This window comes from Streptomyces bicolor, assembly GCF_000719285.1.
Lineage (GTDB): Bacteria > Actinomycetota > Actinomycetes > Streptomycetales > Streptomycetaceae > Streptomyces > Streptomyces bicolor.
In genome coordinates this window covers 1-26,442 of record NZ_JOFS01000007.1, presented here as the reverse complement: position 1 = coordinate 26,442, position 26,442 = coordinate 1, and the positions used below count along the sequence as shown (strand labels likewise).

Annotated in this window: 18 protein-coding genes; 6 read left to right on the top strand and 12 right to left on the bottom strand. The window is 70.5% G+C overall.

What is annotated here, in order from left to right; translation table 11 throughout:
• Window positions 1-52 precede the first annotated feature (52 nt).
• From IF78_RS43510 to IF78_RS0110565, 4 genes are all read right to left on the bottom strand, one after another.
• The gene (locus tag IF78_RS43510; protein ID WP_037640169.1) at window positions 53-481 is read right to left on the bottom strand and encodes an ester cyclase; all 429 of its coding nucleotides are present in this window, start codon (window positions 479-481) and stop codon (window positions 53-55) included.
• A 74-nt stretch (window positions 482-555) separates the two neighbouring features.
• Window positions 556-3,078 (bottom strand): KR domain-containing protein, encoded by a 2,523-nt coding sequence (locus tag IF78_RS44930; RefSeq protein WP_031480674.1) that lies wholly within the window; start codon window positions 3,076-3,078, stop codon window positions 556-558.
• The gene (locus IF78_RS0110570) at window positions 3,075-10,646 is read right to left on the bottom strand and encodes a type I polyketide synthase (protein ID WP_051827670.1); all 7,572 of its coding nucleotides are present in this window, start codon (window positions 10,644-10,646) and stop codon (window positions 3,075-3,077) included. Before IF78_RS0110570 ends, IF78_RS44930 begins: the two co-directional genes overlap by 4 nt.
• 121 nt (window positions 10,647-10,767) lie before the next feature.
• Window positions 10,768-12,132: an NAD(P)/FAD-dependent oxidoreductase gene (locus tag IF78_RS0110565; protein ID WP_051827669.1), complete on the bottom strand. Its 1,365-nt coding sequence runs from the start codon at window positions 12,130-12,132 to the stop codon at window positions 10,768-10,770.
• A 369-nt stretch (window positions 12,133-12,501) separates the two neighbouring features.
• Here IF78_RS0110565 and IF78_RS0110560 point away from each other — a divergent pair, with 369 nt between their 5' ends.
• The 3 genes from IF78_RS0110560 (at window position 12,502) to IF78_RS43500 (ending at window position 15,095) form a co-directional block, all read left to right on the top strand.
• A complete protein-coding gene (locus IF78_RS0110560; RefSeq protein WP_234439795.1) occupies window positions 12,502-12,993 on the top strand; it encodes a heme-binding beta-barrel domain-containing protein in 492 nt (163 codons plus the stop codon).
• Between the two features lie 13 nt (window positions 12,994-13,006).
• Window positions 13,007-13,729, top strand: coding sequence for a 4'-phosphopantetheinyl transferase family protein (locus tag IF78_RS0110555; RefSeq protein ID WP_051827667.1), 723 nt, complete (start codon window positions 13,007-13,009; stop codon window positions 13,727-13,729).
• A 514-nt stretch (window positions 13,730-14,243) separates the two neighbouring features.
• Window positions 14,244-15,095 carry an IclR family transcriptional regulator gene (locus IF78_RS43500; protein WP_063762170.1) on the top strand — a complete coding sequence of 284 codons (852 nt, stop codon included), beginning with the start codon at window positions 14,244-14,246 and terminating at the stop codon, window positions 15,093-15,095.
• Between the two features lie 74 nt (window positions 15,096-15,169).
• On the opposite strand, the gene IF78_RS0110545 is transcribed toward IF78_RS43500, so the two are convergent.
• A complete protein-coding gene (locus tag IF78_RS0110545) occupies window positions 15,170-16,408 on the bottom strand; it encodes an MFS transporter (protein ID WP_234439796.1) in 1,239 nt (412 codons plus the stop codon).
• Window positions 16,409-16,543: 135 nt separating this feature from the next.
• On the opposite strand from IF78_RS0110545, the gene IF78_RS0110540 reads away from it, so the two are divergent.
• Complete coding sequence (locus tag IF78_RS0110540; protein ID WP_037640165.1) at window positions 16,544-17,149, top strand: CGNR zinc finger domain-containing protein; 606 nt, start codon at window positions 16,544-16,546, stop codon at window positions 17,147-17,149.
• A gap of 55 nt (window positions 17,150-17,204) precedes the next feature.
• Here the strand turns inward: IF78_RS0110540 and IF78_RS49120 are convergent, their stop codons facing one another.
• On the bottom strand, window positions 17,205-17,363 hold the full coding sequence (locus IF78_RS49120) for a BTAD domain-containing putative transcriptional regulator (protein ID WP_199921392.1): 159 nt from the start codon (window positions 17,361-17,363) through the stop codon (window positions 17,205-17,207).
• 381 nt (window positions 17,364-17,744) lie between these two features.
• Window positions 17,745-18,728 (bottom strand): helix-turn-helix transcriptional regulator, encoded by a 984-nt coding sequence (locus IF78_RS0110530; protein WP_031480690.1) that lies wholly within the window; start codon window positions 18,726-18,728, stop codon window positions 17,745-17,747.
• Window positions 18,729-19,364: 636 nt separating this feature from the next.
• Here IF78_RS0110530 and IF78_RS0110525 point away from each other — a divergent pair.
• Both IF78_RS0110525 and IF78_RS0110520 read left to right on the top strand, forming a co-directional pair.
• Window positions 19,365-19,547, top strand: a complete 183-nt coding sequence (locus IF78_RS0110525; RefSeq protein ID WP_031480692.1) for a hypothetical protein — start codon at window positions 19,365-19,367, stop codon at window positions 19,545-19,547.
• Between the two features lie 328 nt (window positions 19,548-19,875).
• Window positions 19,876-20,226 (top strand): hypothetical protein, encoded by a 351-nt coding sequence (locus tag IF78_RS0110520; RefSeq protein ID WP_031480695.1) that lies wholly within the window; start codon window positions 19,876-19,878, stop codon window positions 20,224-20,226.
• Between the two features lie 112 nt (window positions 20,227-20,338).
• Here the strand turns inward: IF78_RS0110520 and IF78_RS0110515 are convergent, their stop codons facing one another.
• From IF78_RS0110515 to IF78_RS0110495, 5 genes are all read right to left on the bottom strand, one after another.
• On the bottom strand, window positions 20,339-21,460 hold the full coding sequence (locus IF78_RS0110515; protein WP_031480697.1) for a hypothetical protein: 1,122 nt from the start codon (window positions 21,458-21,460) through the stop codon (window positions 20,339-20,341).
• On the bottom strand, window positions 21,457-22,713 hold the full coding sequence (locus IF78_RS0110510) for a cytochrome P450 (protein WP_031480699.1): 1,257 nt from the start codon (window positions 22,711-22,713) through the stop codon (window positions 21,457-21,459). Before IF78_RS0110510 ends, IF78_RS0110515 begins: the two co-directional genes overlap by 4 nt.
• Window positions 22,714-22,743: 30 nt before the next feature.
• Entirely contained in the window at window positions 22,744-24,084 is a 1,341-nt protein-coding gene (locus IF78_RS0110505) for an aminotransferase-like domain-containing protein (protein WP_031480701.1), read from the bottom strand.
• Between the two features lie 53 nt (window positions 24,085-24,137).
• Window positions 24,138-25,436 carry an MFS transporter gene (locus IF78_RS0110500; protein WP_051827663.1) on the bottom strand — a complete coding sequence of 433 codons (1,299 nt, stop codon included), beginning with the start codon at window positions 25,434-25,436 and terminating at the stop codon, window positions 24,138-24,140.
• A gap of 70 nt (window positions 25,437-25,506) precedes the next feature.
• On the bottom strand, window positions 25,507-26,442 hold a 936-nt coding region (locus IF78_RS0110495; protein ID WP_031480705.1), incomplete at its 5' end, for a thioesterase domain-containing protein.

The following is a 26,442-nucleotide window of genomic DNA, read 5'->3' as shown; positions in this document are numbered from 1 at the left end:
CCCCGGCCGTCCGGGGCGGGTGGGCGGAGCCGGGGACCGGCTCCGCGCGGGCTCAGCCCAGCGCGCCGAGCTGCTGGGCGAGTTCCATGCCGTCCATCGAGAACCAGCTCTCGACGATCTTGCCGTCGACGAAGTGGTCGATGACGATCCCGGAGATCTCGATCTTCCGGCCGGCGGCCGGGATGCCGTAGTAGTCCTCGCCGGAGTGGGTGCCGCGGGCGGTGAACCGCTGGACGACCTTGTCGCCCTCCTCGATCCACTCGTCGACGACGACGTGCAGATCGGGGAAGGAGGCGCGCTGGATGCGGACCCACTCCTTGAGGTGCTCCACGCCCTCGAAGCCGTCGGCGCGGGTGCCGTGGCTGATGTGGTCCGGGACGGCCTTGTCGTAGACGGCGTCGAGATTGCCCTTGTTCAGGCACTCCTCGTAGTAGTGCTCCAGCAGCTTGCGGTTGGCGCTGACGTGCTGGTTGTCGCTCATGCCGGGAACTCCTCGGTAGCGGGCCGGATCGGCTGTGATCGGTTGCGGTCGGATGGGTCGGACGGGGTGAATGGTCAGATGCCGTCGGCCGCGAGCCCGCGGATGCGGATCACGGTCCGGCCGGTGTCCGTGTGCCGGGCACTCCAGACACCGAGTGCCGGGTCCCCTTCGAGCCGGACGGGTCCGCCGGCGGGGGTGCCGGCCGCCGGGAAGGAGAGGTGACGGATCGTCAGCGGGTCGTGCGTGACGGACAGTCCGGGGGCGCGTTCGGTGACCGCGCGGACGATGTTCTCGACGGCGGCGACCGGCACGAGGCACTCGGGCGGCTGCGGCACCACCCACAGGTCGGGCGCCGTGCAGCGGCCGGCCTCGGCGACGATCCGGTGCCGGCCGTCCGGGCGCCAGCGCGCCAACGGCACCACCACCCCGTGCCAGCGGAGCACGGGCGCGGCGCTGAGCAAGGTGGTGCCCAGGGCACCGGCGTGGTGCCCGGCGGGCGGGCTCGGTGCCGGGGTCGCGGCGGCGGCCGCCTCGCCGGGTGCGCCGAAGACCAGCCGCAGGCGCGCGGTGTCCGCGTCGTCCGCGCAATCCGCGTCGTCCGCGCCCGTCGTCATGGCCCCGGCGGGGTCCACCCGGCGGAAGGCGACGTCCAGCCGCCAGCGGCCGTCCGTGCTCCGCCGCGCCCGGATGTCCCGGCGCAGCCGCAGCGGCCCGCCGTCCGGGCAGCGCAGCACATTCCACGGGACGCGCAGGTCCTCCACCGCGTGCAGGGCGTGGTCGGGCACGTCGGCGGGGGTCACCCACTCCGCGCCGCGCACGGCGCTCTCCACCAGCATGCCGAGGGGTACGGCGGGCGTGCCGTGGACGGTGAAGTCGCCGACCGCCGGGCTCGTCGCCGGGTCGAACGTGACGACGGAACACAGGCGTTCGTGCGGCTGGAACACCTCTGCTTCGCCCAGGTGGAAAACCTTCGGGTAGGTCTCGGCGTACCCCGGCAGGGACGGTGGCATGGGATAGCCGGTGGCCTGCACCGGGTCCAGCGCGCGGCCCAGGGGACCCACAAAGGTGATCTCGCCATGGCTGCCGGCCAGCAGCTCCGCCTGCCAGTGGTCCAGGCCCTCGGAGACGTCCAGGGCCGCCATGTAGCGCAGGCTGGCCTCGAAGTTGGAGATCAGCCCCAGCCGGGCCCAGGTCGGCCAGGCCAGTGTCATCACCGGGTACGGCAGCTGCCGCGCGGCCCACAGGCCCAGGCGGGCCAGGCACTCGTTGGCGGCCGCGTAGTCGAACTGGCCGACCATGCCGCCCAGCCGCCCGGTGAGCGAGCCGACTGTGCACAGCAGTTTCAGCGGCCGCTCGCGCAGGGCCCGCACCAGGTGGACGAAGGAGTCGACCTTGGTCGCGACCACGGCGACCACGTCGTCGTCGGACTTGTTGGGCAGGCGGGTCGGCCGGTCCACGCCCGCGTTGTGCACCACGGCGGTCAGGCCGGGCAGCCCCGCGACGAGCGTCCGCACCTGGCCGGGGTCGGTGAAATCGCACCGCCGGTACTCCAGCCGCAGCCCCTCGGCGCGGGCCGCGCGCAGATGCCCGACCAGTTCCCAGGTGCTCTCGGCGCGCCCGACGTCGCGGCGGATGTCGGCCACGCCGCGCCCCTGCCGGTGCCCGGCCCACAGCTCGGCGCGGCGCTCGGCGAGCCGCTCGGGGGTGTGATCGTCCCAGGTGTCCTCGGCCGGCAGCCGCCCGCGCCCGGTCACCACGACCCGCAGCCCGAACTCGGCGCACAGCCGCCGGGCCAGCGCCATGCCGATGCCCCGGCTGCCGCCGCTGATCAGCACGGTGTCGTCGGGGCCGAGCCGCACAGCGGGCGGACCGGGCCGTACGGCGTCCGGCGTCAGGGTCCAGCGCGCGCCGTCCCGGTGCCCGATCTCGCTCAGGTACGGGCGGCCCAGCTCGTCGCCCACCAGCCGGGGCAGGTCCGCGCGGTCGCCGAGGGCGATGTCGAGGACCCGGGCCCGGCAGTTGGGCAGCTCCCGGTGCAGCGTCTTGGCCAGGCCCGCCCACAGCCCGCCGAGCGGCTGGGCGATGTCGTCGTCGGGGTGGTATCCCATGCCGCCGCCGTGGTACGTGACGGCGAGGTAGGTGAGCCGCTGCGCCGAGGTCTCCCGGCTCCACGCCGGGTAGCAGTGCCGCAACGTGTCGAAGGTGCGCAGCAGTGCCGTACGCCATCGGCCGGCGCAGGAGTCGGCGTCGGCGTCGGCGTCGGCCGAGAACCGTTCGGCGAGCGTCAGGTCGACCAGGGTGTCGGGCACCGGTCCGGCTTCGGCCGAGGAGCCGGAGAGCGAAGGGCCGGGCAGTACCGACGCGCCCCGGGCGCGCAGTTCGCCGCGCACCCGCTCCGCGTCGTCCGGGGTGCCGCCGAGGACGAGCACCCGCCGGCCGGTGAGGCCTCGGGGGCTGCCGGGGGCCGGGGCGGGGGTGAGCCGCCACAGCATGCGGCGCACCGGACGGGTCATGGCGTCGGATCCGCCGGTGCCGGCGGACGCCGCTCCGTCCGCGGTGTCATCGCTGAGGAGCGGAAGGTCCGTGAGCGCGGTCATGCGGTACGGCCCCCCGCCCCGGCCGGAGCCTTCGCGGGCGGACGCACCTCGCCGGTGTCCGGGTCGAGATACCCGATCACGGTGGCGTCGACATCCTTCATCTGGGCCACGACGTGCCCGCCGGGGGCGACGGCGACGAACCGGTTGCCGGACCGCGGCGCGGCCGTGAACCCGGGCTGGGTGACGTACAGGTCCAACGCTCCGTGGGTCTGCGCCAGGTCCAGGTCGTTGGCGCTCTGGTACAGGTCGATCCGCCGGATGGACAGCGGGGCGGCGACCGGGACGAGCCCGTCCACCGGGTCCAGCACCCCGGTCCGCGCCAGCGCGTCCAGCAGCACGGTCGGCATCAGGAACTGCCGCCAGGGCCCGGTGGCGGGGTCCAGCTCCGGCCGGAACACCGAGCGGGCGCCCAGCCGGTGGCGCCGGGTGTCGGTGGTGGCCCGGAACGGTCCGCTGAGCAGCACGGGGGCCGACGGCACGTGGTAGGGATCCACGACGGCCTGCTCGCCCTCACCGTCCCAGCGCTGCCACTTGGGCGCCGTCGGGAACGCACCGGCGACCAGGACCCGCACGGTGAAGTGCGGTTTGCCGGATACCAGCAGCACTCCGGACGGGGCGATCACGTCGTGGGTGACGGAGACCTCCACCGTGGTCAGGTCGCCGACCCGCTCGCTGATCCGGGCCGTGATCCGCTTGGGCGTCTGGGCGACGCCCTCCCGGACCTGCAGGAAGTGCAGGAAGCGCAGGTCCTCGAAGGCGACCACACAGCCGTCCGGGACGAGGGTGAGGGCGGCCTCGGCGGCGATCTCGGTGACGAAGGTGCCGGGCAGCGTCGGCACGCCACGCACCAGGTGCCCGGCGAGATAGCCGTCGGTGTCCAGGCCGAAGGGGCACTCGAAGCGCACGGTGCCCGGGCCGTCGCGGTCGCCGGTGTCCGCGTTGCCGGTGTCCGTCGGCAGAGTACGGCGCAGATAGAACCGGCCCCGGGCGGGCGCGCCCGGCTCCCCGGCCGGCGCGGTGGCGGCGACCGCCGGCCGCTCGGTCAGGTAGCCGGGGTAGAACGTCTCCACCGTGGCGCGTTCAGCCGCCCCCATGTGCACGAGCGAGGGGGTGCGGTCCCCGGTGCCGAGTTCGGCCAGGAAGTGCCGGACGCCTTCGGCGACCGGCATGTGGCTGTAGGAGCCCGCCCGCTTGAAGTACTCGCGGGTCAGCTCGTCGGCGCCCATGCCGACCTCGTCCCAGAGGGTCCAGCCGATGACGAACTCGTCGCTGCCGGTCGCCTTCGCGGCGTAGGCGGCGGCCGTGGCCAGGTAGTCGTTGCCGGACGCGTAGTCGGGCTCGCCGCGCTGCCCGAAGTAGCCGAGCAGGGACCCGAAGTCGCACCACAGGCGCGGTGGCCGACCGGCGAGCGCGCGGTGCAGGTTACGGTGCGCGACCAGCTTGAGGTCGCGGATGCGCCGGAACTCGTCGAAGATCTTGTCCTGGATCAGCGCGGAGCGGTTCAGGCCGGGCGCGTTGACGAGCAGATCGATCCGGCCGTGCGCGGCGTGGACCGTGTCGAGGGCGCGGCGCACCGACTCCTCGTCCCGTGCGTCGCAGTGCAGGTACGTCACCCGCCCCGCACCGCTGTGCCGGGCCATCCGGTCCAGGTTCCGCCGAGCGGCGCGCGCGTCGGTCATGCGGTCGAAGCTCTTGTTGATCTCGGCGACGGTACGGCCGCCGGCGGCGAGCTGCTCGCGGATGTACCGGGCCCGGGTGGCCGCGAACTCCTCGTCCGTGCCGTCGAAGGTGCCGACCGGGTAACTGTCGACCGGATTGCTGCCGAGTGCGTAGATACGGCTGCCGTAGCGCTCGGCGACCGCCGTGAGCAGTTCGGCGGTGATGCCGCGAGCCCCGCCGAGGGCGACCACCACGGACTCCCGGTCCAGCGGGGCGGGTTGGTCCGCGGCGGCGGCGGTGGCCGGCCGTGCGGTCAGGGTGGGCACCCGGCGCAGGTCCCCGTCGCGGTGGACGACCGGGAAGGCACGCTCGCAGGCCCGCTCGGCCGCGATCAGCTCCGCCGCCGCCTCCGGGTCGCCCGTGGCGGTCAGCAGGGCGAAGCAGTCGGCGTCCGGGCGTTCCAGGCGGACGCATTTCAGCAGACCGGTGAAGAGTCCGGCGAGCGGGTGGGCGGTGCCCTGGGGCTCGGCGCCGAGCAGGGCGAACACCGCGGAGGCGGGTGCCTCGCCGAGGTCGGCGTAGCGCTGCTGTACGACGAGGAAGGCCAGGTCGTGCAGCGCGGTCAGGCCGGGGTGGTCCGCGGTGAGCGCGGTGCGCGGCGGCGCGGACGCGGTCAGGTCCGTGACCAGGACGAGGTGGCGCACCGGGCGGCCCAGCGCGTCCAAGGCCGCGCGCACGCCCTCCGGGGTGCTGGTCACCTGCCGTACGGCGGGCCGCTCCCCGGTGACGGGTGTGGTGCTGAACACGGTGCAGTCCGCGGCGCCCCGGGCTAGGCGCTCGGCGAGGCCGGGCCGGTCGGTGAGGATCAGCGCACCGTCGGGCACCCCGGCGGGCACCGGGCCACGGGGTGCGGCGGGCGCCGGGGTGAGCGTGACGGCGTACCGCTCGACCAGGTCGGGAGCGGAACCGGTGGGTGCGGCCTCGGTCCGCATGGCGGTCTGTGCGGCCTCCGTTGAGGCGGCCTCGGCTTCCACGGGGGCGGAGCCCCGCGCGTCCCGTGCCGGCTCTCCGACCGTGACGACGAGGTGGGTGGCCATGTCGTGGCCGTTCTCCCGGCAGTGGATCCGGGTGGTGGTGCCGGTCCGCTGGAGGGCGCGCAGGATCTGCGCCCCACCGGCCGCGCCGAGGTAGTGGCCGTAGCCGCCGCGCGAGCCGCAGTCGAGGACGTCCGGTGTCCCCTCGCCGGTGCCGGCCTCGCGCACATCGGCCTCGTCGATGATGCCGAGGACGCGCAGTCCGGCCTCCCTTGCGGCGCGCTCGGTGGTCAGCCCGAACAGGAAGGCGCCCTCGGCCGGCCGCACCGGCTCCTCGAAGACGTCGGCGAGCAGCCCGCCGAGTTCGGGCAGGCTGTTGCCGTTGATGCCGCCCGCGAGCACGAAGTCCAGCTCGCCGCTGCGCAGATAGCGCACGGCCGTCGCGAACGCCGCCACGGTCGAGGCCAGTCCCGCGTCCACGGTGATGTTCGGGCCCTTGAGGTCGAAGTAGTTCGCCACCCGGGCCGAGATGATGTTGGGCATCATCCCGGGGAAGGAGTCCTCGTTCGACGGCGGGACCAGCGAACGGACCCGTTCGCGCATCCGCTCCAGCAGCGGCGTGAGCTGCGCGGTGGCGGCGAGTTCGGGGTCCTGGCGCAGGGCGTGCTCGATGTCGTCGAGGTAGCAGCGGTTGGCGTAGAGCATGGCGGCGCGGGTCGGGCCCATGTGGCCGACCACGACACCGGTGCGCTCGGTGTGCCGCTGCCAGAAGTCGCCCAACTGGTCGCGCAGGTCGTGCGCGCAGGCCAGGATCATCAGCTGGCAGCGGTCGATGGTCCGTACCGTCGCCGGCGGCATCCGCACCTGCTGGAACGGCGGTGCCGGGTACTGCTCGCCGAAGCTCTGCTCGATGTCCCGGTCCCCGGAGAGCCACTGCAGGACCTGGTCACGGTCCTCGACGCCGGGCAGCTTGACCGACCAGCCGACCACCGCGATGCGGTCGGTCGCGGACCGGGCCGCGGCGGCCGTACGGCCCCGCTCCCCTTCGGTCCCCTCCGTACCCTCAGTACCGTCAGTGCCCTCCGTGAGGATCAGGTGGGCGTTGGTGCCGCCGAACCCGAAGCCGGAGATCGCCGCCGTGCGGGCCCGGCCGGGGACGGCGGGCCACGGCCGCGGGCTGCCGGAGATCTCCAGCCGGGTGCGGTCGAGTTGGAACATCTCGGGGGCGGAGGAGAACCGGTACTGGCCGGGGATGGTCTCCCCCTGGAGCGCGAGGATGGACTCGATGAGCGAGATCACGCCCGCCGCCCAGCCGGTGTGCCCGATCAGCGACTTGTTGGAGGTGACGGCGGTGGCGCGGGCGTTGCCGTAGTGCTCGCGGAGCGTGGTGAACTCGGCGAGGTCGCCGGCCGGGGTACCGGTCGCGTGCGCGTTGATCCAGTCGACCTCCGCCCCGTCCAGGCCGCCGGCCTCCAGCGCTCGCTCCACCGCCAGGTTCTGCCCGGTGGAGCTGGGCGCGTAGATCGCCTTGCCCTTGCCGTCCGAGGAACTGCCGAACGCCTTGAGCACGCCCAGCACGCGGTCGCCGTCGGCCTTGGCCCGGCTGAGCCGCTTCAGTACGACGACGCCGGCGCCGTCGGCAAAGATCACACCGTCCGCCTCGGCGTCCAGCGCGTGCACCGCGCCGCGCTGGGACAGGCCCTTGAGCTTGGAGAACAGCACGGTTCCGCGCGGGGCCAGCGCGAACGCGCCGCCGCACACCGCGATGTCCTGCTTGCCCATCAGCAGGCCCTTGATGCCGATGTCGATCGCGTACAGCGAGGAGGAGCAGGCCGTGTCGACCATCTGGAGCTGGGTGGCGTCCGGCAGGACGCCCGCCATCGCGGCGAGGCCCACCTGGTGCGGCAGGAACCGTGGCGCGTCGGTGGCACCTCGGTGGTAGCGGCCGGACAGCACCTTGTCGACGCGGCCCACCAGACGGGCGCGGTCCTCCTGCGTGAGGTCCAATCCGGCGGCTATGTCCTCGGTGAGATGCCGGGCGGCGTGCAGGACGCCCGCCTCCTCCAGGTGCTGGCTGCCGTCGGCGGTGTAGCCCACGTGGAAGGAGAAGCGGTCGGTGTCACCGACGCGCACCCCGTCCAGGGCCTGGACCAGCGAGTGGCGCAGCCACAGCGTGGTCAGCTCGGTCTCGTCCGGTACCGCCGGCAGACCGTCCAGGACGGCGCGGCCCGGTTCGAAGTCCGTGATGAACACACAGGTGTCCTGGTAGGACTTGTCCTCGGCGGACCGGTCGGGCGACGAGAACCGGGCCCGGTCCCAGCGGTCCTCGGGCACCTCGACGAACAGCTCACGACCGGTGGTGCGCAGCTGCCAGAACCTCTCGGGACTGTCGGCGCCGCTGACGACGAGCCCCATGCCGACGACGGCTATCTCGTCGTCCTCGGGGAAATCCGTGTCCGTGTGCGTGTCCCCGTCGGCCTCCGCGGAGGTGAGAGCGGCGGGAACGGCCGCGGGCTCCGCCTCGGCCGCCCCCTCGGCCTCAGCCGTGGCCTGCACGACCGTGGGTTCCACCGCACCCGTGCCCGCGGGCGGCGAGAGCAGCGGTGCGCCGAGGGACAGTCCCCCGTCGGCGAGGACCACCTGGCCGGTGATCCAGCGGGCCCGGTCGGAGGCGAGGAAGGCGACGACCTCGGCGAACTCCTCGGGCGTGCCCAGGCGTCCGAGCGGGGTGCTCGCCGCGATGGCGGCCTGCATCGCCTCGGCGTCGGGGAAGGCCTCGGCGACCTCGCTGACCAGCATCGCGGCGGAGGCGGTGTTCACCCGGATGTTGAAGGGTGCGAACTCCACGGCCAGGTAGCGTGCGGCGGCCTCGACCGCGGCCTTCGCGGGGGCGCAGGCCAGGTAGTTGGCCATGACGAGCTGTGAGCCGCCGAGGGCGGAGATGTTGACGATGGAACCGCCGCCGGCCTTCCGCATCAGCGGGGCGGCCGCCCGGGCGCAGCGCAGGCCGCCCTTGAGGTTGGTGTCGAGGGCCTTGTCGAGATGGGCGTCGGTGACCTCGGAGCCGGGGACGAGTGCCCCGTTGGCCGCGTTGTTGACGAGGATGTCGAGCCGGCCGAACCGCTCCTCGATCTCGGCGAACATCCGGTCGACCTGCTCGGGACGGGCCACGGAGGCGCGGAGCAGGTCCACGCGGGCGCCCCGGGCACGCAGTTCGCGCTGGGTCTCCTTGGCCTGCTCGTGCGAGTGGAAGTAGTTGACGAGGACGTGGGCGCCTCGGTCGGCGAGGGTGGCCGCGATGGCCTTGCCCACGTTCCGGGCGCCCGACAGCAGCTCCACCTGCTTCACCGAGTCCACACCCAGCTCCGCCTCCAGCAGCACACCCGGCGTGAACACCTCCTCCGGATACTCCAACGCCCGCGCGTACAGCCCCCGCACGGTCGCGAACACCTCCTCCCGCCCCGGCACCTCCACCACGGCGGCAGCCGGCCGCGACAGCAGCTCCACCTGCTTCACCGAGTCCACACCCAGCTCCGCCTCCAGCAGCACACCCGGCGTGAACACCTCCTCCGGATACTCCAACGCCCGCGCATACAGCCCCCGCACGGTCGCGAACACCTCCTCCCGCCCCGGCACCTCCACCACGGCGGCAGCCGGCCGCGCACCGGTGTCCGGCCCCTCGGCCGCGCCGTCCGTGCCTGCGGGCTCGGCCGTACCGGCCGGCTCGTTCTGCGGCGCGGTACGGAAGTCCGACAGCCGCCGGCTCACCAGGGCGGTGATCTCGTGGCCGGTCGTCGTCCAGAAGGTGGAGAACTCGGCGGCGGTCAGCTCGGGGGCCAGGTACTGGCGCAGGGAGTCCAGTCCGTCGCCGGCCGACAGGCCCGCCCGCCGCAGCTCGGCCAGGGTGTCGGCCAGCCGCAGGGTGTTGCCGCGGCCCACGGACAGCGTGGACAGCGAGGTGACGTCGTCCGGGCCGCCCAGCACCTTGGGCACCAGCGAGGTGAGGGTGGCGCGTCCGCCGGCCTCCACGAAGACGCACGCGCCGTGCTCGTGGAGGAGGGTGACGGCCGAGGAGAACCGCACGGGCAGGGTGAAGTGGTCGGCCAGCCGGTCGCCGAGGCTCTCGTCCGGGTCGTAGAAGCGCTGCAGGATCGGCGAGTACACGGGCACGCTCAGCGGGCCGCGCGGCAGGTCCCGTACGGCGGCGGCGAAGTCGGGTGCCACGGAGGCGAGCGACGGGTTGTGGAACGCGAACGCGGCGTCCAGTTCGGCGCAGCCGATCCTGAGCTGCTCGGCGATGGCCTTGACCTGGCCGATGGCCTCGCGGGGACCGCTCAGCACGGTCTGGGTGGCGTGGTTCTCGGTGGCGACGGCGAGACGGTCGTTCTCCACGAGCGCGATCAGATGCCGGGCGCGGGAGGGTGCGGCGGCCAACGCGACCATCGCTCCGCTGCCCCCGTCCAGCCCGGCGATGGCGGCGGTGCGGCGCAGTACGATCCGGGCGCCGTCCTCGACGGAGTAGCCGCCCGCGGCGACCAGCGCCGTGATCTCGCCGAGGCTGTGGCCGACGAGGGCGCAGGGCCGTACTCCGTGCTCCGTGAGCACGCGGTGGGCCGCGAGACCGGACCCGTAGATGGCGAGCTGGGACACCCAGGGCTCGTCCCTCAGCAGGTCGGTCAGTTCCACCGGAGTGTCGCGGAACAGTGTCGCGGACAGCTCCCGGCCGTGGATCTGCCGGGTCACGGTGTCGATCCGTTCGAAGACGGCCCGCACCTGCGGGTAGCCGTCGGCCGCGCGTGTGAGCGCGACACCGTCGAAGCCGCCTTGGCCGGGGAAGAGAAGAACGGGGCCGGCATACTGCTGCGTACCGGGCATGGTGGGAATTCCTCCAGAACAAGGTGTCACGGGCTGGGCTCCGAGCAGCCGCACAACGGCGTCGGTGCGCGGGCGTGTCATCGGGGATGGCGAAGGGCCGGTGGTCGTACCGGGGCGTGGCTCAGGCAGCCGTGCGCAGGAGAAGCTCGCCCATGAGACCGAGCCGGGCCGCCAGCAGCCGGTCGGCGAGCCGGGCCGTGGCCTCGGGCCGGCCGGGGACGGCGTACAGCAGCCAGCGCAGCATGCGGATGGTGTGCGGCAGTCCGCCCTCTTCGTCGAGATAGTCGAACAGTTCGCGGAAGCTGCGGCGGGAGTAGAACTCTTCCGGCGGGACGACCGCGGCGAACAGCCCGATCATGGTGCGCGCGTGCCAGGGGCTGCGGCTCATCGCCTCGATGAGCGCCCGCTCCTCCCGCGTGTGGTCGAGGATGCGCGCGTAGTCCCGGGTGTAGTCGTAGTGGTCGCGGACGAGCGCGTCCCGGGCGCGGGCGTACGCCGCCAGCTCCAGTGCCAGGCCGCGGCCGCCGGACAGGCCCCGGTGCACGGCGTCCGCGAGGAGTTCGGCGCCGAGCACGGCGTGGGTGATGCCGGACGCGGTGATCGGGTCGCGGGTGGCGGAGGCGTCGCCGACGAGGGCCCAGCCCGGACCGTGCGGCGTGCGCAGGAAGTTGGGGACGGAACCGGTGAGCCAGCGACCGGCCCGTCGGCCCGCCCGGACCTCTTCGGCGAACTCCGGGTCCACGTCGGCCAGGGCGGCGATGACCGTCCGGTCGGTCGCCTCGTCACTGCCCGGCGAGGGGAAGTCCGCCGTGGGCCAGGCCACTCCCACGATGGACAGGCCGTCGTGGGTGGGCCAGGTGAACGGGTGGCGGCGGTTCTTGCGGTAGGTGCGGACGAGCGAGGGCTGCGCCGGCCCCTCCCAGTACGTCCACAGGCTCTTGCTCAGCACCGGTTCGGCGCGGTACTGGCCGACCCCGGCCAGCCGGGCCACCTTGGAGTTCTTGCCGTCGGCGCCGATGACGACGGTGCCCTTCTCCTGGAATCGGCCCAAGCCCTTGGCCGTGCCCGCAATCCCCACGACGGTGCCGTCGGCGTCGCGCAGCAGCTCCTGGACAGAGGTCTCCTCGCGCACTTCGGCACCGGCGTCGGCCGCGCAGCGCACCAAGGCCTCGTCCAGTTTGACGCGGGGCGGCGACAGCGCGTAGTCCACGTCCTCGACGGCGGGCAGCCGGGCCTCCAGCCGGACGGGGCCGCTCTCCAGGCGGTAGCGGCTGATCCGCGGGATCGTCGGGTCGCCGAGCCGGTCGAGCACCCCCCACCGGGTGAGCCGCTGGACGCCCGGCGGGTGGATGAGGTTCGTGGACGACGACGTCGGGCTGGGAAAACGCGCCCGGTCGACCAGCAGCACCCGGTGGCCGAGCCGCGCCAGCAGCAGAGCCGTGGATGCGCCGGATATTCGTGCGCCTACAACAATGGCGTCGTACACGAAAGCCCCCGTCCACGAATGAAGATCTCCGGATGGAAATCCGGCGCGGCCAGCGTAACAAGACGCCCCGAGTATTCGTCAATCATTTATTTACCGGCCTCTCACCTGCACATTCTCGGCTGGCGAGAAAACTCGAACCGATTTCTCGGCGGATGAGAAATATCGCCGACCGTCACCGGCGCCCGGTTTCTCATGTGCCGAGAAAAGGGCGGCTGTCGCGGAAACTCGGTTCGCATTCCGCTACGCTGCTCCGGGTAGGACTGATTCCGGGTACAGCTGATTCCGGTACCGCCGGTACCGGCGAACACGGCGGAGTGAGCAAAATTGGGTTACACGCAGGCCTTTTTCCCTGACAGCCAGGTCGTGGGCGTGGGCCCGGAACCGCATCCGTGGATCGCCCCGGCCCTCCCCCTGCTCGGCATGTGGCGCGGGTCCGGCACCGGTGGATACGCCACTCTGGCCGACGGCTTCTCCTACGAGCAGGAGATCACCTTCAGCCACGACGGCCGGCCCTTCCTGCGGTACGAGGCGCGCGCCTGGCTGACCGACAGCGAGGGCCGGCCGGACCGCCCGTCGGGACGCGAGACCGGCTGGTGGCGGGTCGGCGCCGATGGCTACCTCGAGGCGGTGGTCGCCCATCCCATCGGGATCGCCACCACGTACGTCGGCCGGATCTCGGGCGGCGAGATCGAGATGGCGTCGCGGGACACGGTCGTCACCCCGCTCGCGAAGGAGGTCACCGCGTCCCGGCGCCGCCTCACGCTGCGCGAGGACGAGCTGACGGTCGTAACGGAGGTGGAGGCGGTCGGGCAGCCGCTCCAGCAGCACCTGTCGGCCCGCCTGCGGCGCCTGCCCGGCTGACCGGGCCGGTCACGTGGAACTGTGGTGGTGGCGGCACGGCACACCGGTGCCCGAGGGCTTCACCGAGCTGCTGGACGCGCCGGAACGCGCGCGGGCCGCCGCCTTCCGCTTCCCGGCCCACCGCGCCCGGTTCATCTGGGCGCGGGCCCTGACCAAGCGGATCGCGGGTACCGCCGCCGGGGTCCCCGCCCGGGACGTACGGCTGACCCGGGAGCCGTGTCCCTGCTGCGGTGACACCGGACACGGGCCTTTGGTGGCGGAGCTCGCGGACGGCGCGGTGCACCTCAGCCTCTCGCACAGCGAGGGCTACTCGGCCCTGCTGTTGTCGCCGCACCATCCGGTGGGCCTCGACATCGAGCTGCTGCGGCCGATGCCCGTGGACGTGCTCGCGCCGACGACGCTGAGCGCGGACGAGCGGGCCTACGTGGCCGAAGAGCCTGCGGGCCGACGCCGTTCGCTCGCCTACCTGCGCTGCTGGACGCGGAAGGAAGCCGTTCTCAAGGCGGTGGGCACCGGGGTCGTGGGCGACCTGACCGACCTGGACGTGCGGCCGCGCGAACGGACGGCGCGCGTATCGCGCGGCACGGGGCGGCGCGGGGGCGACTGGCGGGTCAGCGACCTTCTGCCGGCCCCCGGCCTGCTGGCGGCGGTGGCCGGGCCGGCTGCCGGGCCGGACGAGCCCGTCACGGCACACCGGGCCCACGCGGAGCCGTCCGGGCCGACCGGGCCGATCTGACCGACCTGGCCATCCGGACCGACCGGCTCGGTGGCTTGGATCCGCCCCCTCGCACGCCAGTCGGATCCTCCATTCCGCTTCTTCACGCGGCAACGGTCGACGGTCCGCGCCGAGACGGAGCACAGGGCACGGCAAAATTCAGCCGAATCCGTTAGAGAGTGAGGCCCGTCACACTCCCGCCCGCCAGGTCGCTGTACCGTCCAACAAAACGCACGTAACTCGCCTGCGGCAGGTACGGGAAACCATCCCGCCAGCACCGCAAGTAGTTGCACAAAGAACCAACGGGGGCTGTGCATGCATTTCTCGCCATTGACAACCCATTCGACGGCACCAAGGCCGGACACATTTCGCACATGTCGGCTTTTCGCGCGAAGGCACTCATCCATCCGTCACTGAAGTCACGCGGTGACTCCGACGCCCGCCGACCACATTCCCCCCATTTTCTGTGTCGAGAGGTCATACCGTGCGCCACGGTGCCGCCCATCAGTCCGGTGTCACACGGACCCCATTTCCCATCCCTCAGCAAAATAAATTCAAAAACCAGCCCAAGAATACGTCGCACACCGCCGGGTCGAGCCACGCCGAGCGCGTCTTCCGCGTGCAGCACGCCTTCACCCAGCTGGGCGGCGAGGTGCACGGACTCGCGGAACTGGCCCGGGCCTCCTCGCTGGACGACTCCACCGTCTACCGGATCCTGCGTTCCGGTATCGAGCAGGGCGCGTTCGTGCAGGTCGCCCGGGGCCGGTACCGGCTCGGCCCGGCCGCCGCGCGGCTCGGCACCCAGGCACTGACGCCCCGGCTGGACCACGACGCGCTCAGCGACTGTCTGGAACAACTGCGCCTCAGCGCCGACGGCGGGATGGTGTTCCTGTACGGCCTGACCAACCTGGGCCACCCTCAGCGGCACTGCCTCGACATGGCGGTGGGCGCCCACGACCTGACCGAACTGGGGATGTCGCCGCGGGAGATCATGCGGGTCAACCGCTCGCTGCGGATCGGCGCCTCGGGCCGGGCGATCCTCGCCCACCTCTCCGAGAACCTCCAACACCGCGTGCTCGCGGAGCAGTTGCCCGCGGCCGTGGGACCGGGCGTGTACCGGGACCGCGGTCAACTGCTCGCCTCCCTCGCGGAGATCCGGGTCAAGGGTTACGCGCTCGGCTTCCAGGAGTGCGCGCGCGGCTGGGACTCCTTCGCCTCTCCCGTGCTGTGGGACGGCACCGTGCTGGGCTCGCTCGTCCTGCTGAAGCCGGCCCACCAGTCGGCAGCCATCCGTGACCGCTGCGTCCTGGCCGTCAGGTCCGCGACGGCCGAGGTGAGCCAGCTGATGGGAGTGCTGGAACCGCAGCCGCGCGGCAGGATCGCCTGACCCGCGGCTCCCCGCGGGGGCTTCGCACGGCACCGTCGCCCGGTCCATGCGAAGCCCCCGCGCCTTCGGTCGGGTCAGCGCGCCGCGATGGCCCGCCCCTCGGCCGGAGTGTCACCGCCGTCCGCCTCCGCCTCCACCTGCCGCTGCTTCCGCCGGATCAGCAGGTACCCCGCCTCACCGATCAGCAGGCCTGCGACGACGATCGCGGCGGACGGCACACCCAGGTAGCGCATCTCCACGTCGTGGTCGAGGAAGAAGCTCCCGACCACCGGAGCGAGCGAGACACCGACGTAGTTCGCCGAGGAACTGAGGGAGATGGACATCTGCGCGACCGCGGGGTTCACCCCGGCGAGCCGGTGCTGGATCGGGACGAGCATCGCCCATCCGCAAGCGCCCCACAGCATCGCGGCGACGAACGCGGTCGCCAGGTGCCGGCTGCTCCACGGCGTGGTGGCGAAGACGGCGACCGCGATGACACCGGCCGTGTTGATCACGACACGATTGCCGAACTTGTCGGTCAGGCGTCCGGCGGTCATGTTGCCGACGACGGCCGCGATGCCCCAGGCGAACAGCAGCCAGGCCAGAGTCCGGCCGTTGCCGTCCGTGGCCGGGGCGAAGATCTGGCTGACGTAGGTGTACAGGACGAACAGGCCGCTGTAGCCGACCAGGACCAGCAGCAGCGTCAGGGCGATCCGGAGATCGGTGACGGGCGACAGACGCTGTTTCAGCGTCACCGCCGGCGGGCTGGGCACGGTGGGCAGGGCCACCGAGACGGCGATCGCGGCCACCAGACCGACCGCCGCGACGAAGATCATGGTGCCGCGCCAGTCGGTGAAGCCGCTGATCGCGGTACCGATGGGGGAACCGAGGGCGGTGGCCGCGCTCAGTCCGCCGAACAGGATGGACAGGGCGGTACCCCGCCGCTCCGGCCCGGCGAGCGCGACGACGACGCCGGCCGCGGTCGGTGTGAACATGGCACCACCGAGCGCGGCCATCACCCGGAAGCCCAGCGCCACCTCGAACCCGGACGCGAGCCCGGTGCCGATGTTGCCCGCGATGAACACCAGCAGGCCGCCGATCAGCAGCAGCCTGCGCGGCACCCGGGCGGCCACCGCCGCCACGACGGGCGAGAGGATGGCGTAGGACAGCGCATAGGCCGTGATCAGCTCGGCGCTGGTGGGCACGTCGACGTCGAGGTCCTTGGCCACGCTGGGCAGGATGCCGGCGACCACGAAGCTGTCCGTGCCGATGGCGAACATGCCGATGGCCAGCGTGACGAACCGCCAAGTAAGGCCTTTGTCTGGTTTTTCCACGGGGATCCCCATCGTTGACAACGGAAGCCAGGGGTGGCTGAAGAGTCACAACTAACGGGAACGCAAAGTATTCTCCGTTAGACATCGCGACCTTATCCCAGCCTCACGGAAAGTCTCAAGTGCTAGCGTTAGGTCATGGACGCTGCCGAATCCTCCACCGCGACGGCCCCGCCGCAGGCTCCCGGCGAGGACCGCCACGGCGCTCTGGCACTGGTCAACACAGAGTTCAGCCGGCCGAACGGCCCCTATGACGGACTGCGCGACACCGAGAGCGCCGCCGCCTGGCTGAACAACCGGGGACTGCTCCCCTCCGGGACCCCGGTCGTCAGCCGGGAGCTGGAACGGCTGCTCGAACTCCGGCGCTCACTGCGGGAATTGCTCGACGCCCACCTGAGCGACGCGGCACCCGCCCCGACAGCCCTGTCCACGCTCAACACCACCCTCGCGGCGGCCCCCACCGTCCGCGAGATCCACTGGGAGCACACCGGCCCGGTCGCGGCCGTCCGCCGCCCGGCCGACGACCCCGTCGGCGCGGCCCTCACGGTGCTGGCCGAGAACGCCGTGGAACTCCTGACCGGCCCCCCGAGCGGCCGCCTCTCCACCTGCGGAGCTCCCGGCTGCACCCGCCTCTTCGTCCGCACGCACGGCGCCCGCCGCTGGTGCTCCGACCGCTGCGGCAACCGCGTCCGCGCGGCCCGCCACTACACCGATCACCGCACCGCCCGAGGCCGCACAACCTGAGACGACGCCGGCTCGGACCTCGACCAGTGCGCTGCCATCTCGGCTCTCGTGCACGTCAGTTCAGATCCTGGAGCTGCTGCAGCGGAGTCGCCGCGGTCAACGACCGCAGTTCACCGATCAGTTCCCGGTGTTGCCCCACAGCCAGATCGACGTCGATCCGTACCTGGACCGCTTCGGACCTGAGGCTCTCCAGTTCCGTGACGTGCTGGATCACGGCCCAAGGTCGATCTCCAGCGCAAAGCCCAGGCCCCGCCGCGCTGCGCCGACGAAGCGCTGGATGTGGCCCACGCTGGAGTCGAGGGCGGAGCACTCGACTCCTGATACCGGACGACACGTGAAGCCTCTGGTTGTACCGAACGTGATCTTCGCAGACCCGTTCCGACCAGAGGCTTCACTCCCACCAGAATCTTCGAACGCCTCGCCTGCTACCTGAACCGCCTGCCGAACCCCGAAACCTGGATAGTCAGCCCTTACGAGACTCAAGACACCAGACAACCGACCACGTGTTGCAACGACCCCTGGAAACCGCCCCGCGGAACGGCGGCCTTCGGTGCAGCACCGGCTGTGCCCAGGGCGTGGGAGCAGGGGAGGACGGCTATACCCACCCCTCGCGGGCGGCGAGCACGCCGGCCTCGAACCGGCTGCGCGCTTGCAGCCGGGTCATCAGGTCGGCGGCGAGCCGACGGACCGTGCGCACCGAGATGGCGAGGTGGCGGGCGGCGATCTCGTCGGTGCAGCCCTCGGCGAGCAGCCGCAGCAGTTCACGCTCCTGGGGGCCGAGGCCGCGGTGGTCCTTCGACAGCGGCGTGCCCCAGGGGGCGGCGTTCTTCCAGACCTCCTCGAAGAGCATCACCAGGGCCGTGACGGCGCCCGGGCTGTGCAGGACCAGGGCGCCCTTGAGGGCGTTGCCCGGCTCCAGCGGGACGACAGCGACCTTCCGGTCCGCGATGATCATGCGCATGGGCAGGACGGGGACGGTGCGCGTCTCACTTCCGAGCGAGGTGAGCCATCGGACGTAGCCGGTGGTCGCCGCGTCGTTGCGCAGGCTGTCCTGGTAGATCGAGCGGACCGAGACGCCGCGCTCCAGGGCCTCCTGGTCGGGCCCCTTCGCAGCGGCCATGTCCTCGGGGCGCTGGGCGCCGCCGATGACGAAGGACAGGCACTCCTCCTTCATGTTCGCCGCCAGTTCCTCCAGACGGTCGCGGACCGCGTCAATGTCGTCGAGGCATTCGGCGACCTCGGGCAGGAATTCCCGGCGTGAGCTGCCGTACTCGGCGGCCAGTACGGCTATGGATTCCTTGGCCTCTTCCAACTGTTTCTGGTGCCGCGCCAGCGAAGCGCTCCGGCGCGCGTGCAGGGCGCTGAGGCTGACAGCCGGATCGACCGGGCGAAGGCTCTCGGCCCCTGGCCCGGTGGGGCGCAGCAGGTGCAGGCGGGCCAGCTGGTCCAGGGTGGCTCGGACTGCGTTCTCGGTCAGCCCCGAGCGGTCGCACAGTTCCTCGATCCCCTGCTGCGGGGAGTCAAGGAGTGAGCGGTAGACGACTTCGGCAGCGGGCTCCAGGCCGAGGGCTTCGAGCATACTTCACCTCTTTTGTGGCTGGTGTGGCGACAACAGGAATCGGGGGGTATGCCCGTTCTGCGATTCCATGCGGCCGCAGCCGGCCAGCGAGAGGTGAGCGGCGGGCTCGGGGCGTGCGGACGCCTGAAGATGTTCTGTCCACATGCCCCCCCTGCCTGCCCGCACGTCACGCACGCCGTACTGGCCCCCCGTGGCCAGGCGAACGCCGACGGTCAATCGGCGCCGGAGCGATCCTAGTTCGCTGCATGACGAGCGGCATCCGTCTTAAGGAGGCTTTTGGCGCACCCCCGGTGCGCTAGTTGATGACAAGGCTGGCAATTAGACGATATTCAGCATTCATGGCATTTGCTGCAATGATGGGTTTATGCCAGAGATGTTGGGCTCCTGCGCGTCGGGGGCGGAGTGGCATCTCGCGGCCAGGCACGACACTGCCACGGGGGTAAACGATCAGGTCAGCGCCCATTCGAGGGGCGGTCGAGTTTGCACCATGGTGACAGCGCGCTTCATGCCAAGGTCAGGTGCTTACGGGGTGGGGGCAGGGGCGGCCAAGCTCTAGCAATCACCAGCCGATCGAGCCCAACGGCAGCCGGCTGAAGCCGGAAGCAATCAACCGACACCCTCTCGAGGAGTACCGCCATGCCGCGCAACGTCCCTTTTGCCTCTTCCACCCTAATTGTTCTGGCTGTTCTGGTCGGCGTCTTTGCCACCGTGGACTCCACCGCGCACTCGCGGCCTGTCGCGGACGCCGCGCCGAACGCGACCGTCATCGCCGAGACCGTCACCTGGGGCCCGTGCCCCGAGGAGGGTGCGGTTCAGTAGTGCACAGCCTCCCTGGTCAGCCCGCCCGAGCAGGTCATCGCAGACGCGTTTGACCAGGCCGAGGCATGCGACCCGCGGTAGCCCCGGCCCTGGATCGCCCCGGCGGGCGGCGCCTGCCACCGGCTCGAACTGATCGAAGCCGAGACCCGCCGACGCGGCATCACGACCCATATCCTGCGTGGACTTCGTCCACGCCGCCCCCGTACTCCGGGCCGCCGCCCATGTCTTGCGCAATCCCGGCACACCACCGAAGCCGTCGCCGCTTGCCCGCTGCCTGACCGGACACGTCAACCGTCGAACCGAACCCACCCAACCGAGGAGCCGCTCCGTGCTCGCTGTACTCATCCGCATGGTCCCGGCCCCCGACGGAGAGAAGGCGTCATCCGCGGTGCTGGTGGAGGAGGTCGTGTGGGCAGCGGCCGAACCGCAGGACCGCCTGGAGCACCTCACGGTGGTCCACGACACGGCGGGCCGGTTCGGCCTCATGGCCTTCGTGGCGGCAGGTGACAGGCACCAGGCAACCGTCCAGGCCCGAGGACTGATCGACCGCACTCTGCTGCGCGCGGGCGCGTTGCGCGGCTGGAGTGTCCTCGAGTGCTCCGCCGTGGAGCTTTCTCGCGACTCGGACTACGGCGGTGAACCGGTACCCCTGCAGGAACTGGACGTCTTCGATCTGTGACGATCTGGACGGCCTCTTTATATCGTTGACCACGCCCGTGGCTCCCAAATGATCCGTCTGTGCGGAGCGCAGACACGATCGCCCGGAGCCACGGGTGAACTGCGTCCGGGATTCACCCTCGAAGAGTCGGTCGGAGTTCGCCGTACGACTCCGCCGGCCGATCCGGCGTGGCGGCGCCGATGCGCCGCTCGCGGAACCGCTCGAGGATCTGCACCGCGGAAACCGTGGAGCCGGGCGTGCGCAGACTCGATTCGCGATTGCCGCCGAACCTCGAGCAGACCGCGATGTGCGCGTCGTAGGCCGTCGACATCGCATCGAGCAGCTTCCGGTAGGACTTGTCGACGGCCGGAGCGGGCGACGCCAGCAACGGCTTGACCCGGTTGATCGACTTGAGCAGAACCCGGTGATCACGCAACTGGAGACCGCTGAACTTGGCATTGATGTGCGGCGGCATCATCGCGGGGCGTACCGCGTCCGTGTAGTGCGTGCGCGTGAAGTCACCCGCGTACCGCATCGATGTGCCGGACCCGATCATCAGCACCGTGGCGTCCTCGAGCAGTCGGCAGGCGCTCTCGATGTCTTCCGGATCGTCCTTGAGGAACTCCTCGAGGCAGCCGACCGAGACGACCAGCGCCTGGATGAGTGCGAAGAACACCTGATGACCGAGGCGCCAGCGAATCAGGGGATCGGCCGCCACGTCGTCGATCCTCGGGCCGGCGTCCTGCGGGCGAGCGCGAGCCGCGTCCTCGAAGGGTGTACCGGCGACTCCGATGCGCCACAGAAGGTGGAAGGTGCTGGTGAATGCCTCACGCAGTTGAGCTCGTTCACCGCTGAACAGGCTCACCCCGGCGGAGAGGGAGTCGTTGAGCTGGCTGCGGAGGGCTTCGAGCATGGTGCGGGTGAACGTCTCCACCGGGTTTCCCGTGACCCTGATCGCGCCGAAGAATCGGTCGTGTTCCTCGTAGAGGTCCTCCGGCAGGGCCTTCCGCTCCGCATCGGTGTACGTGGTGGCGGCAGCCGGTGCGGTCAGGCAGGCCAGGGCAGCATCGACTGCGGACAGTGCGTGCCGGTCGGAGTCCCCCGGAGCTATGTCGATGACGGTCCGCAGAGCGTCCGCGGTGCGCTGGTTCATCATGCCGGTGACGGCGCTTCGTGAGGCCGGCAGGTGCTCCGCCTTCAACAGGTGGAGGGGCGGCATGTCCGCATGACTGGCCTGGGTCTCAGCCTCGATCACTTCACAGACTCCTTCGAGTTGAACTGTCCACTGGGGATGAGTGAGACCGGCAGGCTGCTGTATCCGCGGAGGAACGTCGAATAGATCGGCTTGGGGTCACCTACGAGCTCGATCCGCTCCACCTTGTCGCAGAGGGTCTTCAGGACGGCAGTGATCTCGGCTCGCCCGAGATAGGACCCGAAGCAGAAGTGGGGTCCGGAGCCGAAGCTCAGGTGCTTGTTGGGAGTCCGTGCCACGTCGAAGCTCTGAGGATCCCGGAATATGCCCTCGTCGCGGTTGGCGGAGGTGTTCCAGAGGATGACGTGCTCGCCTGCGTGGATCGTCCTACCGCCGATGGTGACGTCGGCCGTTGCGGTGCGGCCGATGTGCATCGACGGAGTCGTCCAGCGCAGGATCTCCTCGACCGCGCTCGGTATCGTGGCCCGGCCCTCCTTCAACGCCAGCCATTGTTCGGGGTGTTGGGAGAAGGCGAGCAGGGCGCCGACCATGGCCAGGCGACTGGTGTGGTCCCCCGCGAGGATGAACCCGTAGCAGTTGACGACCACTTCGTCGTCGGTCATCGGCTCACCGTTGATCTGGCAGGTGGCCATCGCGCTGATCAGGTCGTCCTGCGGATTCTCGCGGCGGGCCTCGATGATCTCCTGGCAGTAGCTGAGGAGTTCGTTGCGGGAGAGCCAGCGGTCCTCCTCGGTCTGCCCCTCGTCGTCCGTGCTGAGCGCCTCCCGGCTCAGGTCGAGCAGGTACTTGTGGTCCTTCGACGGGAAGCCGAGGAGATCGCAGATCGTCCCCATGGGGACCAGCTCCGCGACCTCCTTGGCGAAGTCGAAGGTCCCGATTCCGACACCGTTGCCCAGGAGCTGGTCGACCCGCTGCTGCAGCTTGTCCGTCACCACCTTGCGGGTCCGGGGGCTGAACGCCTTCAGCAGGATCGTCCGCATGGCGTTGTGGCGCGGCGCATCGGTGAGCGCCAGGTTGATGCCGGCCGCCGGATCCCCTCCGGGCTTGTGCAGCGAGGACAGCATGTTCCCGGGCCGCGAGCTGAACCGCTCGGGGTCCTGCAGAACGGTCATGACGTCGGTGTAGCGGGACACCACCCAGAACGGGGTCCCCTGCTCCGTGGCCGGGTGCAGGTAGATGGGCTGCTCGGCCCGGACGCGCCGCCAGAAATCCTCCATGTCGGTCTGCACGAAGGTGTTCGGGTCCGCGAGGTTCACGCTGTTGAGGTCGTCGGCATATATGCCGTTGTTCGGCATGGAAAATCTCCTGGCCTTCAGAATGGGTGACTAATGCGTAGATGCTTCCTTGCCGGAGAGATCGGCGATCAGCATCGCCAGGCGATCCAGCCCTGCTTCGATCTCGTCCGGCGACACCACGCTCACCGAAAGGCGTAGCTGATTCTCGCCGCCGCGGCCGTCGTAGAAGTGGCTCATGGGTGTCCACAGCACGCCGTACTTATTGGCCCCGTATTCCAGTGCGGCGTCGTCGGCAGCGAACGGAACAGTGACTACCACGAAGAAGCCACCGCCGGGCGTGTTCCACGAGACCTGGTGGTCCCCGCCTCGCGGGAACCGCCGGTCCATCCCCTCCAGCAGCAGTCGCAGATTCCGGCTGTAGAGCTCAATTTCCCTGGTGTTCGCCTTGACCAGGCTGCAGTCGTGCTCCAGCAGTTTGCCTCCCGCTATGGCCTGGGCCACGGGCGGGGTGTTGACGGTGAGCATACTTTTGATCTTGGAAAGGTCGTCCGCGAAAAGGTTGGACTCTCCGTTCGCGCCGGCCACGCGCTGATCCGCGACGACGAAGCCGATCCTGGCTCCGGGGAAGCAGGTCTTGGAGAGCGAGCCCAGATAGACGACCCGCCCCGAAGGGTCCAGGGCCTTGAGCGTGGGCGGGCGCTGACCGGCCTCGGCCTGGAACAAACCGTACGGGTTGTCCTCGAGGATCAGCAGATCGTGCTCGGCCGCGATGGCGAGCAACCTCTGTCGGTCCTCCAGCTCGAGGCTCGCGCCGGAGGGGTTGGCGAAGTCCGGGACGAGGTAGAAGGCCCGCGGCCGCTTGCCCTCGGCGCGCACCGCCTCGATCTGCTCGATCAGGTGGTCGAGGTCGATGCCGTCCGCATGCTCCCGCACCGGCCGGACGGACATGTCCACCAGCCGCGCGGCACCGGTCAGTCCGACGTAGCCCGGCGCGACCGTCAGCACGACATCACGCTCGTCCGTGCGAAGTGCCCGGAGCACCAGGAACATCGCCTCCTGGCAGCCGACCGTGACGACGATCGACTCCGGGTCGACGTCGATGCCCTCGTCACAGGCGAGATTCCGGGCGAGAAGCTCGTGGATGATGCCCTTGGTCCGGCCGTACTGGAAGAGGGTGCGGCGTACACGCTCTGCGTCCAAACCCTTCTCGGCCGCCAGGTAGTCGCAGAAGATCTGCAGATATCGGGGAAGGTCGTCGACGTCGAAGAACTCTTCACTGGGCCGGCCGGCGGCGAGCGAAAGGGCCTCCGGGAACCGGCTGGCCACCTCGTTCAAGAAGTTCATGGAGGCGAGTGCCGGATCCCGGAGCGCTGCGTGCAGTCGATCCGTGCTCAGGTCGGCGGCCAGGAGTTCCACTCCGCTGTCGTTCATGCATCCTCGCTTGCCTAAGGGGAACAGCGAACTCGCGACAACGTCGACGAGCCCTACTTCGATGCGGTGGTGGAAGCCGCTTCCGGTGCTTCCGTCGTGGCGGACGCCTCTTCGGTCGCTTCCCGAATGGCGCGGTTGCTCAGCGCGGGCAGGCTGACCAGGGCCACCAGGACCATCAGGAGGCCGCCCATGACGAACGGCGCGCGCACGCTGATCGCACTCGCCAGGAAGCCGCCGAGGAGACCGCCGAAGGGTGCACCCACGAGCGAGATCAGCCGGCTGGCCGAGAGCACGCGGCCACGAATCTCCGCCGGTGCGAGACGCTGCCGCAGCGAACCGACGACAACGATCTGGACACTCATCGAGAACCCGATGACGGCCATCATTCCGCCGGCGATCCAGGGGTTTCCGGTCAGGCCCTGCCCGACGATCGCCAGTCCTTCGAGGGTCATGCCGATGCATCGCATGGTGCCCACCTGGAGCTTCCTGGCGACCGCGGACGCCACGAGACTGCCGATGAAGGCGCCGACGGCGGTCGAGCTCAGCAGCAGGCCGTAGCCGATCTCGCCGAGACCGAGCTGCTCCGTGGCCAGCAGGACCAGCAGCGACATCTGGGCGGTGAAGACCAGGTTGCCGACAGCAGCCGTGGCGGACAGCGCTCGTAGGACGCGGTGCTTCAGCAGCCAGCGCAGTCCTTCCGCGACCTCGGCGCGAAGGTTCCTGCGGGCCGGCTCGGTGGCCGGCGCGTTCCCGAAATCACCCTTCAGCGAACCGACGAAGACGGCACTGATCAAGAAGGAGAACGCGTTCCCCAGGAACGGCAGGAAGTGCGACAGGGAGAAGAGCACACCGCCGAGCGACGGACCTGCGAGCTGCTCCCCGTTGATCTCGGCTGCGGAGATCCGGCTGTTGGCCCGGATGAGTGCCTGATCCCCGGAGGTGACCACCGGCAGGACGGCCTGCGCGGAGATGTCGAAGAAGATGTCCGCGCACCCGAGGGCGAATCCCGCCACGATCAACAGGGAGATGTTCGCGTGGTCGGTCAGTACGGCGACCGTGAGCAGGGCGAGGATGACGAGCCGGATGAGGTCCGCACGAAGCATCACCTTCTTCCGGTTCCACCGGTCCACCAGGGCTCCGGCCGGCAGGCCGACCAGGAACCACGGCAGGGTGCCGACGGCGCCGACCGCGCCGATGAGCAGTGGATCACTGGTCAGCTGAAGGGCCAGCAGGGGCAGCGCGGCCAGCTGAACGCCGTCGCCCAGGGACGAGGCGATCTTGGCCACCCACACCTTGTTGAAGTTGGCGCCCAAGGGCGGCTGCGGCACCTTCTCTTTGCGGGTGAATTTCAATGGTTCTCCTGAGAACGGCTTGTTGATGGACGACTGGGATGCATGAGCACCCCAGAAGACTGGTGCGGGGTCACGCGTTGCCCCGGGCCACCGAGCTGTCGGCCAACCGTGCGGCCAGCACCTGTGCGATTTCGGACAGCGGGCCGGGCTGAGTCATGGCCCCGTGCACGCAATCGATGGCGTGCACCTCGATTCGTCCGGTCGTATGCGGGGACCAGATGTCGGGAGTGAGCTCACCATCCGTCTTGTCGGCGACTGCGGCGAAGAAGAGGATGTCGCCCATGAACTTCCCGACACTGATGTGATCGCTCAAGTTGGCGATGTCCACGAAGACGTTGACCAGAGCCGAGAACTCGTCCGCGCCGAGCCCGGAGAGAGGACTCTCGGGCGATGCCGGGTCGTGTCCGACCGACTCGGCGATCGCACTCAGCACGTCCGGGCTGTCGTACGACAGCCGCTCGCCCTCCCAGCCGTCCGTGGGCAGGTAACTGTCCATCATGGCGAGCAGAGTGACTTCCTCGCCTTCCTCCTGCAGGCGGACCGCAAGGGAGTGGGCCACGATGCCGCCGAAGGACCAGCCCAGGAGGGAGTACGGGCCGGAAGGCTGAACGGTCCGGATCTCGTTCAGGTAGTCCTCGACCATCTCCTCCAGCCCTGGCGTCGAGGCGTCAGGCTCGCTGAACTTACGGGCCTGCAGACCGTAGAGACGCTGCTGGCGGTCCAGATGGCGCAGGAGGCCAGAGTATGCCCAACTCAGCCCTATCGCCGGATGAACACAGAACAGCGGGTCGAGATCGCCTTCGGCACGCAGCGGGAGCAGGGCCCCCAGTGAGTCCCCGGAGGAGCTCCCCGGTGTCCGGTCCAGGTGCTGGACAAGGGTGGCGATGGTGGGGGTTTCGAAGAGGGCGCGTACCGGTAGTTCGATGTCGAGGGTGGTGCGGATCCGGCTGATGAGGCGGGTGGCGAGGAGGGAGTGGCCGCCCAGCTCGAAGAAGTTGTCGTCGAT